This window comes from Actinomycetota bacterium (genome assembly GCA_005888325.1).
Classification (GTDB): domain Bacteria; phylum Actinomycetota; class Acidimicrobiia; order Acidimicrobiales; family AC-14; genus AC-14.
The window spans coordinates 13,404-27,450 of sequence record VAWU01000018.1 but is presented as its reverse complement, the minus strand read 5'-3'; the positions used below and the strand labels follow the sequence as shown (position 1 = coordinate 27,450).

The 14,047-nt window shown below is 71.5% G+C and carries 17 protein-coding genes and 1 pseudogene; 12 read left to right on the top strand and 6 right to left on the bottom strand.

Annotated elements, in window-relative coordinates; genetic code table 11:
- Window positions 1-39 precede the first annotated feature (39 nt).
- The gene (locus E6G06_04785; protein TML92711.1) at window positions 40-1,431 is read left to right on the top strand and encodes a CCA tRNA nucleotidyltransferase; all 1,392 of its coding nucleotides are present in this window, start codon (window positions 40-42) and stop codon (window positions 1,429-1,431) included.
- Here the strand turns inward: E6G06_04785 and E6G06_04780 are convergent.
- From E6G06_04780 to E6G06_04770, 3 genes are all read right to left on the bottom strand, one after another.
- On the bottom strand, window positions 1,428-2,183 hold the full coding sequence (locus tag E6G06_04780) for a class I SAM-dependent methyltransferase (GenBank protein TML92710.1): 756 nt from the start codon (window positions 2,181-2,183) through the stop codon (window positions 1,428-1,430). The two genes, E6G06_04785 and E6G06_04780, sit on opposite strands and share 4 nt — an antisense overlap.
- A 69-nt stretch (window positions 2,184-2,252) precedes the next feature.
- Window positions 2,253-3,311, bottom strand: coding sequence for an inositol-3-phosphate synthase (locus E6G06_04775; GenBank protein TML92784.1), 1,059 nt, complete (start codon window positions 3,309-3,311; stop codon window positions 2,253-2,255).
- A gap of 19 nt (window positions 3,312-3,330) precedes the next feature.
- Complete coding sequence (locus tag E6G06_04770; protein TML92709.1) at window positions 3,331-3,969, bottom strand: PadR family transcriptional regulator; 639 nt, start codon at window positions 3,967-3,969, stop codon at window positions 3,331-3,333.
- 231 nt (window positions 3,970-4,200) lie between these two features.
- Between E6G06_04770 and E6G06_04765 the strand changes: the two genes are divergently transcribed.
- Window positions 4,201-4,551 (top strand): hypothetical protein, encoded by a 351-nt coding sequence (locus E6G06_04765; protein TML92783.1) that lies wholly within the window; start codon window positions 4,201-4,203, stop codon window positions 4,549-4,551.
- Window positions 4,552-4,581: 30 nt separating this feature from the next.
- On the opposite strand, the gene E6G06_04760 is transcribed toward E6G06_04765, so the two are convergent.
- Window positions 4,582-4,761, bottom strand: coding sequence for a hypothetical protein (locus E6G06_04760; protein ID TML92708.1), 180 nt, complete (start codon window positions 4,759-4,761; stop codon window positions 4,582-4,584).
- An 80-nt stretch (window positions 4,762-4,841) separates the two neighbouring features.
- On the opposite strand from E6G06_04760, the gene panB reads away from it, so the two are divergent.
- From panB to dnaB, 7 genes and pseudogenes are all read left to right on the top strand, one after another.
- Window positions 4,842-5,750, top strand: coding sequence for a 3-methyl-2-oxobutanoate hydroxymethyltransferase (gene panB, locus E6G06_04755; protein ID TML92707.1), 909 nt, complete (start codon window positions 4,842-4,844; stop codon window positions 5,748-5,750).
- Window positions 5,751-5,768: 18 nt separating this feature from the next.
- Window positions 5,769-6,287, top strand: coding sequence for a DUF192 domain-containing protein (locus E6G06_04750; protein TML92706.1), 519 nt, complete (start codon window positions 5,769-5,771; stop codon window positions 6,285-6,287).
- 604 nt (window positions 6,288-6,891) lie between these two features.
- Complete coding sequence (rpsF, locus tag E6G06_04745) at window positions 6,892-7,260, top strand: 30S ribosomal protein S6 (GenBank protein TML92705.1); 369 nt, start codon at window positions 6,892-6,894, stop codon at window positions 7,258-7,260.
- A gap of 4 nt (window positions 7,261-7,264) precedes the next feature.
- On the top strand, window positions 7,265-7,738 hold the full coding sequence (gene ssb, locus E6G06_04740) for a single-stranded DNA-binding protein (protein ID TML92704.1): 474 nt from the start codon (window positions 7,265-7,267) through the stop codon (window positions 7,736-7,738).
- Window positions 7,738-8,001: pseudogene (gene rpsR / locus E6G06_04735) on the top strand (30S ribosomal protein S18). Before ssb ends, rpsR begins: the two are co-directional and overlap by 1 nt.
- A gap of 236 nt (window positions 8,002-8,237) precedes the next feature.
- Complete coding sequence (locus E6G06_04730) at window positions 8,238-8,690, top strand: 50S ribosomal protein L9 (GenBank protein TML92703.1); 453 nt, start codon at window positions 8,238-8,240, stop codon at window positions 8,688-8,690.
- 132 nt (window positions 8,691-8,822) lie between these two features.
- Window positions 8,823-10,184 carry a replicative DNA helicase gene (gene dnaB, locus E6G06_04725; GenBank protein ID TML92702.1) on the top strand — a complete coding sequence of 454 codons (1,362 nt, stop codon included), beginning with the start codon at window positions 8,823-8,825 and terminating at the stop codon, window positions 10,182-10,184.
- 9 nt (window positions 10,185-10,193) lie between these two features.
- Here the strand turns inward: dnaB and E6G06_04720 are convergent, their stop codons facing one another.
- Window positions 10,194-11,342 carry an alpha/beta hydrolase gene (locus tag E6G06_04720; protein ID TML92701.1) on the bottom strand — a complete coding sequence of 383 codons (1,149 nt, stop codon included), beginning with the start codon at window positions 11,340-11,342 and terminating at the stop codon, window positions 10,194-10,196.
- 15 nt (window positions 11,343-11,357) lie between these two features.
- Window positions 11,358-11,906: a VOC family protein gene (locus tag E6G06_04715; protein ID TML92700.1), complete on the bottom strand. Its 549-nt coding sequence runs from the start codon at window positions 11,904-11,906 to the stop codon at window positions 11,358-11,360.
- 74 nt (window positions 11,907-11,980) lie between these two features.
- Between E6G06_04715 and E6G06_04710 the strand changes: the two genes are divergently transcribed.
- The 3 genes from E6G06_04710 to E6G06_04700 all read left to right on the top strand — a co-directional run bounded on the left by E6G06_04710 (window position 11,981) and on the right by E6G06_04700 (window position 13,941).
- On the top strand, window positions 11,981-12,634 hold the full coding sequence (locus tag E6G06_04710) for a hypothetical protein (protein TML92699.1): 654 nt from the start codon (window positions 11,981-11,983) through the stop codon (window positions 12,632-12,634).
- A 220-nt stretch (window positions 12,635-12,854) separates the two neighbouring features.
- A complete protein-coding gene (locus E6G06_04705; protein ID TML92698.1) occupies window positions 12,855-13,730 on the top strand; it encodes a hypothetical protein in 876 nt (291 codons plus the stop codon).
- Entirely contained in the window at window positions 13,717-13,941 is a 225-nt protein-coding gene (locus tag E6G06_04700; protein TML92697.1) for a hypothetical protein, read from the top strand. The genes E6G06_04705 and E6G06_04700 overlap by 14 nt, the downstream gene beginning before the upstream one ends.
- Window positions 13,942-14,047: the final 106 nt, after the last annotated feature.

Sequence of the window (14,047 nt, the reverse complement as noted above, 5' to 3'; positions counted from 1 at the left end):
CGCAGTCGGCGCGCCATCGCACCCCGGTAGCCTGCGGGTGTGGTCCCCGACAGGCTCGCGCCGCTGCTCGACGAGACGCGCGCCATCGCGGAGCGATTCGAGGCCGCCGGCAAGAAGCTCTACCTCGTGGGCGGTGCGGTTCGCGACGCGATCCTGGGCCGGGAGCGGCCCGAATGGGACTTCACGACCGACGCGCGGCCCGAGGAGACCGAGGCCATCGTCGGGGGCTGGGCCGACGCGTTGTGGTTGCAGGGCAAGCGCTTCGGCACGGTCGGCGCCCGCAAGGACGGACAGCTCTTCGAGATCACGACCCATCGGGACGAGGCGTACCGGCCCGAGTCGCGCAAGCCCGACGTGAGGTTCGCCGACGCGGTCGAGGCCGACCTGGCCCGGCGCGACTTCACGATCAATGCCATGGCCCTCACGCTCCCCGGACTGGAGCTCATCGATCCCTTCGACGGCCTGACCGATCTGGCGGCGCAACGCCTTCGCACACCGCTCACCCCGGAGGAGTCGTTCGAGGACGACCCGCTGCGCATGCTGCGTGCGGCACGCTTCATCGCGGGCTACCGGTTGAAGCCCGTGCCGGCCCTCAGCGCGGCCGTCAGCGCGATGAGGGCGCGGCTCGAGATCGTCTCGGCGGAGCGCATCCGGGCCGAGCTCGACAAGCTGCTCGTGGTCGAGGAGCCCGGCCCCGGCCTCTGGTTCCTCGTCGACACCGGCCTGGCCGAGGAGTTCCTGCCCGAGCTGCCCGCGCTCGGGCTCGAGCAGGATCCCATCCACCGGCACAAGGACGTGCTGGCGCACACGGTCGCGGTCGTCGAGCGGACGCCGCGCGATCGCGTCCTGCGGCTCGCGGCCCTGCTGCACGACATCGGCAAACCCAAGACCCGCTCGTTCGGTCCCAACGGTGTGACGTTCCATCACCACGAGGTGGTCGGCGCGCGCATGGCGCGCGAGCGGATGCAGGCGCTGCGCTACTCCAACGACGACGTTGCCGACGTCACGCGTCTGGTCGAGCTGCACCTGCGGTTCCATGGGTACCACGAGGGCGACGGTGGGTGGACCGACAGCGCGGTGCGACGCTACGCACGCGACGCGGGCCCGTTGCTCGATCGGTTGAACGTGCTCACGCGGGCCGACTGCACCACGCGGAACAAGGCGAGGGCCCACGTGCTCTCGGAGCGCATGGACCTGCTGGAGGCCCGCATCGAGGAGCTGCGTGAGCGGGAGGAGCTCGCCGCGGTCCGCCCCGAGCTCGACGGTCGTCAGGTGATGGCCCACCTCGGGATCGGCCCGGGGCCGTCCGTCGGAAGGGCGCTCGCGTTCTTGCTGGAGCTGCGCCTCGAGGACGGTCCGCTCGGCGAGGAGGAGGCCTACCGCCGCCTCGACGAATGGTGGGCGGCGCAGGGCGACGCGGCGCGGCCTTAGGTCCCCTCCTTGCGCGCCCGCACGACGAGGGTGCGCGGCACCAGCCGGAACGCATCGCGCCAGAGCGGGCTGCGGGGACCGCCCGTCAGCGGCTCGGGCTCGAGCACGGTGTCGACGCGGAAGTTCGTGCGCGTGAGGCCGGCGAAGATGTCGCCGACCGTGTGGTGGTGGTCGGTGAAGGCGATGCCGTCGATCTCGCGGTCGATCGGCGACCGGTCGAAGTAGGAGCGGCGCACCAGCAGCGGCCCTTCGTCGTCAGGGTCGACGAGGCGCCAGGCGGGGTGGGGAAGCGAGAAGACGAAGGGCGCCCCCCGCCGGAGCACGCGGTGCACCTGGCGGAAGACGCGGTTGAGGTCGTCCACGAAGCCGAAGGCCCCGGCCGAGAACACGAGGTCGATGCTGTCGGCCCGCAGGAAGGCGAGGTCGGCGAGGTCACCGTGGTGCAGCTCGACCTTCACGCCCTCGCGTTCGCAGAGCCGGCGAGCGAACCCGAGCTGCTCGCCCGACGCATCGACGCCGATGGCGTGCGCGCCCTGCTTGGCGAACGCGATCGAGGTCTGAGCGCCACCGCAGCCGAGCTCGAGCACGCGCTTCCCTCGAAGGTGGCCGAGCAGTCGGAGCTCCGCCTCGGTCGCGATGTCGGGCCCGTAGTGGGCGACGTCGGTCGAGAGACGAACCGCAGCCTGGTACGCGGCTGAGTACTTGTCCCATGCAGCGCCGTTGTCGGTGGGCACGGCTTTGTCGGTAGGCACGGGGGCATCTTGCCGCGACGGGACGCTCGCGTGCCTCCCTCGCCCTCGAGCAGCAGGCGCCGTACGGGCTCAGCCCGCGGCGAACTCCTCGACCATGCGGTGCGCGTCGTCGTCGTGGTACTGCACCGGCGGGCTCTTCATGAAGTACGCGGACGGTCCGAGCAGCGGCCCACCGATGCCTCGGTCCTTGGCGATCTTGGCGCAGCGGACCGCGTCGATGATGACACCCGCGGAGTTCGGCGAGTCCCACACCTCGAGCTTGAGCTCGACGTTGAGCGGCACGTCGCCGAAGTTGCGTCCCTCGAGCCGGATGTACGCCCACTTGCGGTCGTCGAGCCAGGCGACGTGGTCGGACGGCCCGATGTGGACGTCGTCGGCTGCGATGCCGTTGTCGATCTGGCTGGTGACGGACTGCGTCTTCGAGATCTTCTTCGACTCGAGGCGCTCACGCTCGAGCATGTTCTTGAAGTCCATGTTGCCGCCCACGTTGAGCTGGTAGGTGCGGTCGAGCACGAGCCCACGGTCCTCGAACAGGCGGGCCAGCAGGCGGTGCACGATGGTGGCGCCCACCTGGCTCTTGATGTCGTCGCCCACGATCGGGACACCCGCTTCGGTGAAGCGGCGGGCCCACTCGGGGTCGGACGCGATGAACACGGGGATCGCGTTCACGAACGCCACACCCGCGTCGAGGCACGCCTGGGCGTAGTGCTTCTGGGCCACCTCGGAGCCGACGGGCAGGTACGACACCAGCACGTCGGCCCGCACCCGCTGCAGCTCGGCGGCGACGTCGACCGGTTCGGCGGGCGACTCCTCGATGATCTCGCGGTAGTACTTGCCGAGGCCGTCGAACGTGGGTCCGCGCAGCACCTGCACGCCCAGCTCGCCCACCGCCGAGAAACGGATGGTGTTGTTCTGGCCCGCGAAGATCGCCTTGCCCAGATCGGTGCCGACCTTGGCTGCATCGACGTCGAAGGCGGTCACGAACTCGACATCGCGGACGTGGTAGCCGCCGAGATCGACATGCATGAGCCCGGGCACGGTGTCGTTGGGGTCGGCGTCGCGGTAGTACTCGATGCCCTGCACGAGTGAGCTGGCGCAGTTGCCGACGCCGGCGATGGCGACGCGAATGCGGAAATGGGGGGTCACGTCAGCGTCCTTCCTCTGAGAGTTCCGTCTGCTGTTCCGATGTCTGCCGTTCTGATGCGACGAGAGAGTCGAGCCACGAGATGTCGCGCTCGATGGACTCGGCTCCGTGCTCGTAGAGCGAGCGGGTGTAGCTGTCCATGCGGTCACGCCGGGTGAGGCCGCTGTTGCGGACTCGGGCCAGGCGCTCGACCAGCTGGTCCCGCCGGCGCTCGAGGAGCCGGAGGCGGGCTTCGCGGGGGAGGTAGCGGGCGAAGGCGAGCTTCAGGTTGAACGCGCGCTCGTCGTCGCCTCCCACCGACTCGGCCGCGAGCAGGTCGGCGAACAGTTGCTCCCCCTGCTCGGTGATGCCGTACACCTTGCGGCTGCGCCCGCCCGGGCGTAGCGCCTGGCGCCGGGCCAGGAACGCGGCGGCCTCGCCTGCGATCGAGCCGGTCATCGGGATCGGGGTGGTCGGGCGCCCCGCGGTCAGGGCTTCGACCGCCTTCACCGCGCCCGCCCGCTCGAGGCGGGCCAGGCAGGGATAGAGCGAGCCGAAGCTGACGCTCGAGAACGGGCCCAGCGCGTCGGTGAGCCGCTTTTTCAGCTCGTAGCCGTGGAGCTCGTTCTCCTTGAGCAGTCCCAGGATGGCTAGCTCGAGCACGTGCGGGTCCTCGTCTCTGCGGGTCGCGTCGGAGGTTCGGGAACGGGGTGATATATCGATTCGATATAGCGAAACACACTATGTCAGCAGATGAACGGAAGGTCAAGCGTGGATGTCCGCCGATGGCCACCCCCGACGACCCAGGCGGTCGGGGTTACCCTGTCGAGCGTGAGCTTTCGGCCCGAATCGCTCCGGGGAGTCGCCGACGGTGTGCGGCGCACGCCGGGCGAGATCGACTACCGGCTGGCTCGCAAGCACGTGGTGGCCGAGTTCAAGCGCGGCCGTCTGTCGCGCCTCGACATCTGCGACGCACACCCCGAGCTGCTGCGGGCGGCGCGCAACGTCGGTGAGGCCACCGCCGAGACGTGCCCGATCTGCGAGGAGAGCCAGCTGGTGCTGGTGTCGTTCGCGTTCGGGGCCCGCCTACCGGCGCACGGGCGGTGCGTGACGAGCCGCGACGAGCTCACGAAGCTCGCGAGAAGCGCGCCCGAGCTGAGCTGCTACGTGGTCGAGGTGTGCCCGGACTGCGAGTGGAACCACCTGGCGCGCACGTTCCTCCTGGGTCGGCGCAACGGGGGCTGACGGGCTGACGGGCTGACGTGGGGCGCGGGCTCAGCCCTCGTCGACGGGCTCGTGCGGGTACTGGGTACGGCACGAGAAGCACCAGAGCTCGACCGCCAGCTCGGTGCGCGAGTAGGCGGGCGTGTCCCACGTCTCCGGCGTCACGTACACACGGTGCACGGTGACCAGCTCGTCGTCGTCACGAGCGCAGTTCTCACAGACACGCTCCATATGCGGCGCACCTTAGAGGGCCGGTACACTCCTGTTCGCCGCCGGCAGCCATCCAGGCGCTGGACGGTAGGAGGTCCGTCGTGACTTCGAGGCAAGTCCAGCCTTCAAGGCCGGCCCAGCCGTCGGCGAAGCCGGTCACCGCGCCGGGCGTGCGCGCCCGCAAGGGCAGTGATCCACCGCTCGTGATGGTCACCGCGTACGACGCGCCCGGCGCGCGCATCGCAGAGGAGGCGGGGGTCGACATCATCCTCGTCGGCGACTCGGTGGCCATGGTCGTGCTCGGCTACGACGACACGCTGCAGGTGACGGTCGCCGACATGGCGCACCACGTCGGCGCCGTCGCGCGTGGCCAGCAGCGTGCGCTGATCGTCGGTGACCTCCCGTGGATGAGCTACCACGTGTCGGTCGAGGAGACGGTGCGCAACGCGGCCACCCTCGTTCGAGCCGGCGCCCAGGCGGTCAAGTTGGAGGGCGGGCGCAAGCGACTGCCGATGGTCCGCGGCATTGTCGACGCCGAGATCCCGGTGATGGGCCACATTGGGCTGACCCCGCAGTCGGTGCACGCCATGGGCGGCTTCAAGGTGCAGGGCCGCCAGGTCGACGCGGCGCGCGCGCTCGTCGACGACGCGGTCGCGTTGGCCGACGAAGGCTGCTTCGCAATCGTGCTCGAGGGAGTTCCCGACGAGGTGGCCCGGCTCGTCACCGGGGCGGTGCCGGTCCCGACGATCGGCATCGGTGCCGGTCGCGGTTGCGACGGGCAGGTTCTCGTGTTCCATGACCTGCTGGGGCTCGAGGACCGCGTGCTGCCGAAGTTCGTGCGCCGCTACGCCTCGCTCAAGGCCGATGCGGTGGACGCGATCGCGGCCTTCGCCGCGGACGTGCGTGCCGGCCGCTTCCCCGACGCCGGCGAGAGCTACCACCTCAGCGACGATGTGCGCCGCTCGCTCGGCCAGGGCGCTCCGCAGGGCGCCGAGCCGCGTACCGCCTGATCGCTTAGCGTCGGCGCGGTGAGGAGGCGAGTGATCATCGGTGTGCTCGTCGCGCTCGGCGTGGGGTTGGTGATCTGGTTCCTGGTCGAGGGCGCGAACCGTCCCGCCGATCCGTACTTTCGCGCGCGGATCACGGGCTTCGGCGAGCAGGCGTTCTCGATCGAGCCGCGGGGCCAGCTGGGGAGCGGCAGCCTGCGCTGCGCGCTGGTGGCGACGACCGACGAACAGCTCAGCCGCGGCTTGATGGGCCGGCGCGACCTGGGCGGCTACGACGGCATGATCTTCCGGTTCGCCACCGAGGCGATGCGTCCGTTCACCATGCGCGGGACGCTGATCCCCCTGTCGATCGCGTGGTTCGACGCGGACGGGAACCTCGTCGACCGCGCCGAGATGACGCCGTGTCGTGAGCGCGTCTCGTGTCCGGACTACTCGTCCGACCGACCCTTTCAGTACGCCCTGGAGACCGGGCGTGGCGGGTTGCGCGACCTCGGGGTGGGCCCGGGTGCCCACCTCAGGCTGGGCGGCGACTGCAACTGAGGCCTCGGCCCGGCCCGGCGTGGGGTTGGGGCCCCGGCCGGGGGGAGCGAAGCGACCCGGCAGGCACGGCCCGGCGCGGGGCAGGGGCCCCACGCTCGGGAGGAGGCCGGGGTTGGGGCCCCGGCCGGGGGGAGCGAAGCGACCCGGCAGGCACGGCCCGGCGCGGGGCCGGGGCCCCACGCTCGGGAGGAGGCCGGGGTTGGGGCCCCGGCCGGAGGGAGCGAAGGGACCCGGCAGGCACGGCCCGGCGTGGGGCAGGGGCCCCACGCTCGGGAGGAGGCCGGGGTTGGGGCCCCGGCCGGAGGGAGCGAAGCGACCCGGCAGGCACGGCCCGGCGTGGGGCAGGGGCCCCACGCTCGGGAGGAGCGAAGGGAGCCGGCAGGCACGGCCCGGCGTGGGGCAGGGGCCCCACGCTCGGGAGGAGGCCGGGGTTGGGGCCCCGGCCGGAGGGAGCGAAGCGACCCGGCAACACTGTCGTACCCCCGTGCGATGCTGCATTCGTGCCTGATGGCGTCGACTACGATCACTCGAAACGCGACCCTGCTCCGCGAGCCGCGCGGGGCCCCGGCTCACCGCCGGGTCCAGAGGGAGGTCCGGCCAGCGCATGCGGCCCTATGAGGTCATGATCATCCTCGACTCCAGCCTGGAGGAGGACGCGGTCCGGGCGGCCGTCGACCGCGCGACCGACCTGATCCGCAACCGCGGGGGCGACCCGTATCGGGTCGACCGGTGGGGAAAGCGCCGGTTCGCCTACGAGCTCAACCACCGCTGGGACGGCTACTACGTGCTCGTGGAGGCGCAGGCCGAGCCGGCGGTGATGACCGAGCTCGACCGGGCACTGCATCTCGCGGACGAGGTCGTCCGCCACAAGGTGATCCGCCTTCCCGAACGCGTCGCCGGCCGGGCTCGGCCCGGCGCCCCGGCGCGTGAGGAGGCACGGCCCGAACCGGGTCAGGACTCGAACGGAGCGTAAGACCATGTCCAACGGAAACAGCATCACGCTGGTCGGCAACATCACCCGCGACCCCGAGCTGCGGTTCACACCGAGCGGCCAGGCCAAGGCCTCGCTCGGCATCGCCGTCAACCGGCGCTGGCAGAACCGCCAGACCCAGGAGTGGGAGGAAGCCACCTCGTTCTTCAACGTCGTGTGCTGGCGCGAGATGGCGGAGAACACGAGCGAGTCCCTGCAGAAGGGCGCGCGCGTGATCGTCACCGGCCGGCTCGAGCAGCGGTCCTACGAGACGCCCGAGGGCGAGAAGCGCTCGGTGGTCGAGGTGGTGGCCGACGAGATCGGGCCCAGCCTGCGGTGGGCCACCGCCCAGGTGCAGAAGAGCGATCGCCGCGGTCCCGGCGCCCAGGGCGGCGACACCGTCGACGTCCGCAGCGGCGGCGGCTCTCGTCCCGCCTCCAACGAGCCCGGCGGCTACGACTTCGGCGAGGAGCCCTTCTGATGGCTCGCGGTGGCGGTGGGAACGACCGCGAGCGGAGAAGGGCGCCCAAGGACACGGCCCGGCGCGGCAAGAAGAAGGTGTGCATCTTCTGCAAGGAGCACATCGAGTGGGTCGACTACAAGGACGTCAACCTGCTGCGTCGCTTCATGTCCGACCGGGGCAAGATCCGGGCCCGGCGGGTGTCCGGCAACTGTGCGCAGCACCAACGCGACGTCGCGGTGGCCATCAAGACGGCCCGTGAGCTCGTGTTGCTCCCCTACACGCAGCGCACGGTGGCCGAGCGCACCGGACCGCGTGTCCGGCGCGACTCCGGACCGCGCGCCGACGTCGAGGCGCCCACCGCGGATGCCGACGACGTCGACATCGATGCCGACGACGCTGACGTCGACGAGGTCGATGGCGACGGCGCCACGTTCGGCGCCACCGCCCCTGCGATCGGCGACCGCGCCTCCGGTGACGGGGCTGTCGACGAGCTCGAGCCCGCGGCGAGCGAGCCGGAGTGAAGATCGTGCTGCGGGCCGATGTCGACAACGTCGGCAAGAAGGGCGATGTCCTCGACGTCGCCGACGGCTTCGGCCGCAACTACCTCGTGCCGAAGGGCCTGGCCATGGTGGCATCGAAGGGCGTCGTCTCACAGGCGGGGGCGATGCGCCGGTCGCGCGACGTCAAGGACGCGCGCGACCGCGAATCGGCCGAGGTGGTGGCGCGCGAGCTCGTCCCGAGCGTCATCCGCATCGCGGTCAAGGCGGGGGCCGAGGGGCGGCTCTTCGGCTCGGTCACGGCAGCCGACGTGGTCGAGGCGGTGCACGCCCAGGCCGGCGTCGAGCTCGACCGCCGGCGTCTGCACCTGGCCGAGCCGATCAAGTCGCTCGGCACGCACGAGGTGCCGGTGAAGCTCCACGCCGACGTCGAGTTCCAGATCACCGTGGAGGTCGTCGCCCAGGGCCGGTAGTATCGAACGCATGTTCGATCTCAGGATCACGGGTGCACGGGCTGGGGACAAGCGAGGGCTCCGTCCACCGGCAATTCACACCCTTGTTCCCCTAGCGATCCCCAGGGCCGGGGCACCAGGGTGAACGCCCACATGGTCCAGTCGATCGAAGACGTGCGGCGGCGCCAGCACGGAGGACGGGTTCCCCCGCACAGCATCCAGGCCGAGGAGTCGCTGCTCGGCGCGATGCTGCTGAGTCGCGACGCCATCGCCGCGGCCGTCGAGGTCGTGTCCGCCGACGACTTCTACAAGCCGGTCCACGGCCACGTCTACGACGCGATCACCGCGCTCTTCGGCCAGGGCGAGCCGGTCGACCCGGTCACCGTTGCCGACCAGCTGCGCCGGGCGGGTCTGCTCGATGCGGTGGGTGGTCCGGCGGCGCTCGTCACCCTCCAAGCAGGCACGCCTGCGGTCGGCAGCGCGGCGCGCTACGGGCGGATCGTCGAGGAGCACGCCATGCTTCGCCGCCTCATCGGAGTGGCCGGTGAGATCGCCGAGCTCGGCTACGAGCCCCCCGACGACGTGGCGCTGGCCGTCGACCGGGCGGAGTCGCTCGTGTTCGACGTGGCCCAACGGCGGGTCACCGACTCGATGGCGCCGCTGCGCGAGCTGCTCGAGCAGAAGCTCGACCACTTGGAGATGCTGTACGAGCGGGGCGAGTCGATCACCGGCGTGCCCACGGGTTACACCGATCTCGACGAGCGTCTCGCCGGCCTGCAACCGTCCAACCTGGTGATCGTGGGCGCCCGTCCGAGCATGGGAAAGACGAGCTTCGCGCTCGGCATCGCCGCCCACGCCGCGCTCGAGGCGCAGACGCCGGTGCTGTTCTTCTCGCTCGAGATGAGCCACCTCGAGCTCACGCAGCGACTCCTCTGCGCCGAGGCGCGCGTCGACGCCACCCGCATGCGCAACGGCCGCCTGCACGAGTCCGACTGGCCCAAGATCAGCCACGCGGTCGGACGACTGGCCGAGGCGCCGATGTACATCGACGACAACCCCCATCTCACGGTGATGGAGATCCGGGCCAAGGCCCGGCGGCTGAAGAGCCGCGCGGGTGGCCTCGGGCTCATCATCATCGACTACCTGCAGCTGATGACCGGGCGGCACAACGCGGAGAACCGGCAGGTCGAGGTGTCCGAGATGTCGCGCGGCCTGAAGATCCTCGCCCGCGAGCTCGAGGTGCCCGTGGTCGCGCTCTCACAGCTCTCCCGCAACCTGGAGATGCGGGCCGACAAACGTCCCCAGCTCGCCGACCTCCGTGAGAGCGGGAGCTTGGAGCAGGACTCCGACGTCGTGATGTTCATCTACCGCGAGGAGCTCTACAACCCGGAGACACCCGACCGGGGGACGGCCGAGATCATCGTCTCGAAGCACCGCAACGGCCCGACCGGCGCAGTGCAGCTGGCGTTCCTCGACCACTACACCCGCTTCGCCAACATGGCGCGGGGCGTGTAGCGCCGAGCGCTACGGCACGCGCGTCCGCAGCCAGTCGACGATCAGCTCGGCGGCCGCGACGCGGTGCCCGTCGAGGTAGTGCGGCGCACCCGCGAGCTCGACGTACGTGGCGTCGTCGCTGCCGCTGGCGGCATGGATGGCCTTCGCCTCCCGGATGCGGATCTCGGTGTCAGCGGTCGGGTGCACGACGAGCGTGGGGATGCGCACCAACGGCATGGTGTCGGCGGTAGCCGCGGCCGACGAGAGTCCCGACCACGTCGACAGCCACCCGCGCGCGGTGACGACCCGCGCCAGCCCGCCGTAGCCGTAGTTGGCATCGAGCGGGTCTGGGAACGCGAAGATCGTTCCGAGTCGCCGGTCGTCGGGCTCGATCGACAGGTCGAGATAGGCAGGGTTGGCGAGCGTGCGGTACACGGTGAGGTAGCGCGCGTGCACGGCCCGCCGACGGAGGTGGTTCCACTGCGGTGTGCCCGCGGCGGCGCGGGCCGCGGCACGGTACTCCGTCCGCTCGGCCTCGGCCCCGCGGGCGATCGCGTCGATGCGGGCCACGCGCTCTCGTTGGGCGACGCGATAGCTCTCGACCCAGGCGGGTGCGTAGGAGCACGGCTGCGGCCAGGGTCGCCACCCGTTGCTCTCGTCGTACATGTCGAGCGACGCCTCGACCGAGAAGGGCTCGTCCTCGTCGGTGACCGAGGGGTCGATGGCCGAGAGCAGGAACACGCCCTCGCCGGGATGCGCGGCGAGGGCGACGAACGCGTCGCCCTCCGCGTGCCGGGCCTGGGCCAGCGCCATCATCGAGCCGCCTCCCGAGTTGCCCAAAAGCACCACGGCCTCGGCGCCGCGGCGCCGCACCTCGTCGACCACCGCGGTGACGTCGTCGACGAGGAGCTCGTGCAGGCAGTCCGTGTCGTTGTTCACGTACCGCGACGCGAAGCCGGCAACCGCATAGCCCGCGGCGGCGAGCAGTGGTGCCGCGTAGTGAACCGAGAAGTCGGCGCGTGGATGGCCCAGCACGACGGCCGTGCGCCACGTGCCCGTGGGCGGCGTCCACAGGATGCCGCGCACGACGGCTCCGCCCGATGCCATGAGCGTGAAGGGCTCGCGTCCCGCCGTCGTGGCCGGCGCGTCGGCGGGGTCGGGCCAGTAGCCGGGAGGCACGCCGGTCGCGGCCGGCTACGGCACGTTCGCCCGCGCCCCGTCCGCGACGCGGCCGTCGTAGAGGGCGGCCACGGGCGCGGCCTCGCGCGCCGGCTCGGCTTCCGCCAGGACGCGCGCAGCGTCGACGCGATCGACGTCGGTGAACGACTGCGTCGTCGTGCAGAACTCGACGAGGATCCCGTTGGGGTCGGTGGTGTAGATCGACGTGCACCAACCGTGATCGATCTCGGCCACGAACAGGCCGGCGCCGAGCCAGTGCTGCTTGCGGGCCTCGAGCGCCTCCAGGTCGGGCGCGTCGAACGCGATGTGGTTCACCCACTCGGGTAGGCCCAGGCCGGTGGAGATCGCCGGCGACCACGTGTCGGGGATCTCGTCGCCGTGCAGCTCCCAGAAGGCGATGAGCCCGTTGCCGCCGGTGTCGTAGAACAGGTGCTTGGCCCAATCGCCCTTGTCGTTGCTGTCGGCTGCCACCGCCTTCACCAGCGTGAAGCTCATGACGTCGGTGTAGAACGCGTGGGTGGCCTCGAGGTCGCGGGTCGCAAGGGCTACGTGATGGAACGCCATGGCACCCGATGGTAGGCGTCGGCGGGTACGGTGCGCTCACGCGTCGTGCGTCACCTCACCCCGCGGCAGGCGCGGTGGCCGGACTGCTCGTCGGGACCTTGGTCGCGGGAGCCCTTGCCGCCCAAGACGTCGCGGCGTCGCACGGTGAGCGCGACCGGACCACCGTGCCGGGCGCGGCGCGACGGGCTGCCGTCGACGCGTTCGCGAACGCATGGCGCCGGAGTCGCGAAGGCACCTGGGTCGTCCGTATGGCGTTCACCCGGCGCACCGCGGAACGCGGCCGTCTCGATGACGAGCTCCGGATCGCCCAACGGCCCCCCGACCGTCTGATCGTGGGGCCGCTCGGTGCCGTCGCCGGTCGCATCGGAGATCGCACGGTGAACTGCGGCACCGGCGCCACGGGCGTCTTTCGTTGCGCCGCCGACCAGCCGGCGCCCAGATACGACGACGAGGTGGACCGTGAGGTGTCCGCCCTCCGCAGCTACTTCGCGGGCCGCCTCCCGCTCTACGGTCTGGACCGCGTCGGTGACTGCTTCGCGCTGCGCCTGCGCCGCGTCTACCCGAGCCCGCCCTACGGCGACCGAGCCCGCTTCTGCTTCGATCCCGCGACCGGCGCGCCCACGCGCCGCGAGATCCACCGGCCCGAGGGAACCGACGTGCAGCAGGCCGTCGAGGTGCGCACCGATGTCTCCGCCGACGACTTCCGGCTCCGCGTCGCGGGTGGCTGAGGAAGGGGCGGACGGGAGCCGAGTGAAGGGGGTCCAACGCCCTGCGGGAGCGTTGGGGCTTCGGCTGCTGTTGGAGGGTCCCCGACCCCCGCCCGCCTTCCGGAACGCGGCGCAGAAGCACACCGCACGAGAAATTTCGGCACTGAGCGTGGTCAAGTTGAGGGAAATGTCACGGAATGTGGCATTCAACCCGAGCATGGCCGGCCACTAGCCTCGGTCCGTGCGTCGACCGTCCGCCGTGCTCGTCGTGGTGTGCTCCGGATGGGGGACGATCGGGCTGCTCGTCCGGGCGATCGACCTGCCGGCGGCGGCGATCACCAGCGGACGCGTGTGGATCGGCGCGGTCGGGCTGGGCGCGGTCATCCTGGCGACGGGGGGCGGCGAGGCCCGCCCGGCGCTGTTCTCCCACCAGCCCGCCCGGGTGGTGGTCACGGGCGCGATCCTCGCGGCGCACTGGCTCTCGTTCATCACCGCCCTCCAACACGCGCCGATCGGCACGGTCGTCCTGATCGTGTTCCTCGGGCCCATCGGCGTGGCGCTGGGCGCCCCACGCGTGCTGGGCGAGCGGTCGAGCCCGCGAACCCTCACTGCCCTCGCGCTCGCCGTCGGCGGCTTCCTGCTGGTGGCGGCGCCCGGTGTGCGGAGCGCGGGCGTGCTCGGTCCCGCGCTGGCGTTGCTGGCGGCTGTGCTGTTGGTCGCGCTCGTCCTCGTGTCGAAGCCGCTGGCCGCGGTCTACGGCGGGCCGCGGCTCGCGTTCCTCGAGCTGGCCGTGGCCGGCGTCGTCCTCCTGCCCGCGGGCCTGACCGCCGGTTGGGGCGCGCCTCGGCCCGACTGGCTCTGGCTGCTCGTCCTGGGGCTCGTGCACACCGCGCTCGGCGTGAGCCTCTATCTGGCCGCGCTGGCGCGGGTGCCCGCCGTCCACGCGGGGATCCTCGGCTACCTCGAGCCGGCAGGTGCGGTCGTCTGCGGCTGGCTGTTCCTGCACGAGCGGCCGGCGCCCGCCACGATCGCGGGGGCGGTGCTGATCGTGGCGGCCGGGCTCCTGGTGGTACGGGCCGGCGCGGCCCGGACAGAGGTCATCGGTGTTCCTGGCTGAGCAGCTCTTCCTGGGCAACGACCTGCTGGCCTGGTTGGTGCTCGCGCTCGGTGGCGCGCTCGTTGTCGGCAACGGGATGGCGCTGGTGCGTCCGCCGGATCGGGCGCGGACCGGCGACCTCGAGCGGGCTCCGGTGCGGCGGAGCGTTGTGATGATCGTGATCGGGGCGGTCGCCGCCATCTGGGCGCTCGCGACGCTGCTGGCCGGCTGAGGCGCGCAGAGCCTCGGCCGGGCGGAGGCTCAGGTTTGGCGCCCGCCGTAGAGCTCGTCGATCGACGCCCCCCGAAGTCGAGACGAGCTCACGGCGGGGCCACACA

Bases quoted from the DNA above. Each gene is read 5' to 3' on its own strand.
- E6G06_04760 (TML92708.1), bottom strand. From the start codon at position 4,761: ATGGAGCGTGTCTGTGAGAACTGCGCTCGTGACGACGACGAGCTGGTC.
- rpsF (TML92705.1), top strand. From the start codon at position 6,892: ATGCGGCCCTATGAGGTCATGATCATCCTCGACTCCAGCCTGGAGGAG.
- ssb (TML92704.1), top strand. From the start codon at position 7,265: ATGTCCAACGGAAACAGCATCACGCTGGTCGGCAACATCACCCGCGAC.
- dnaB (TML92702.1), top strand. From the start codon at position 8,823: ATGGTCCAGTCGATCGAAGACGTGCGGCGGCGCCAGCACGGAGGACGG.
- E6G06_04715 (TML92700.1), bottom strand. From the start codon at position 11,906: ATGGCGTTCCATCACGTAGCCCTTGCGACCCGCGACCTCGAGGCCACC.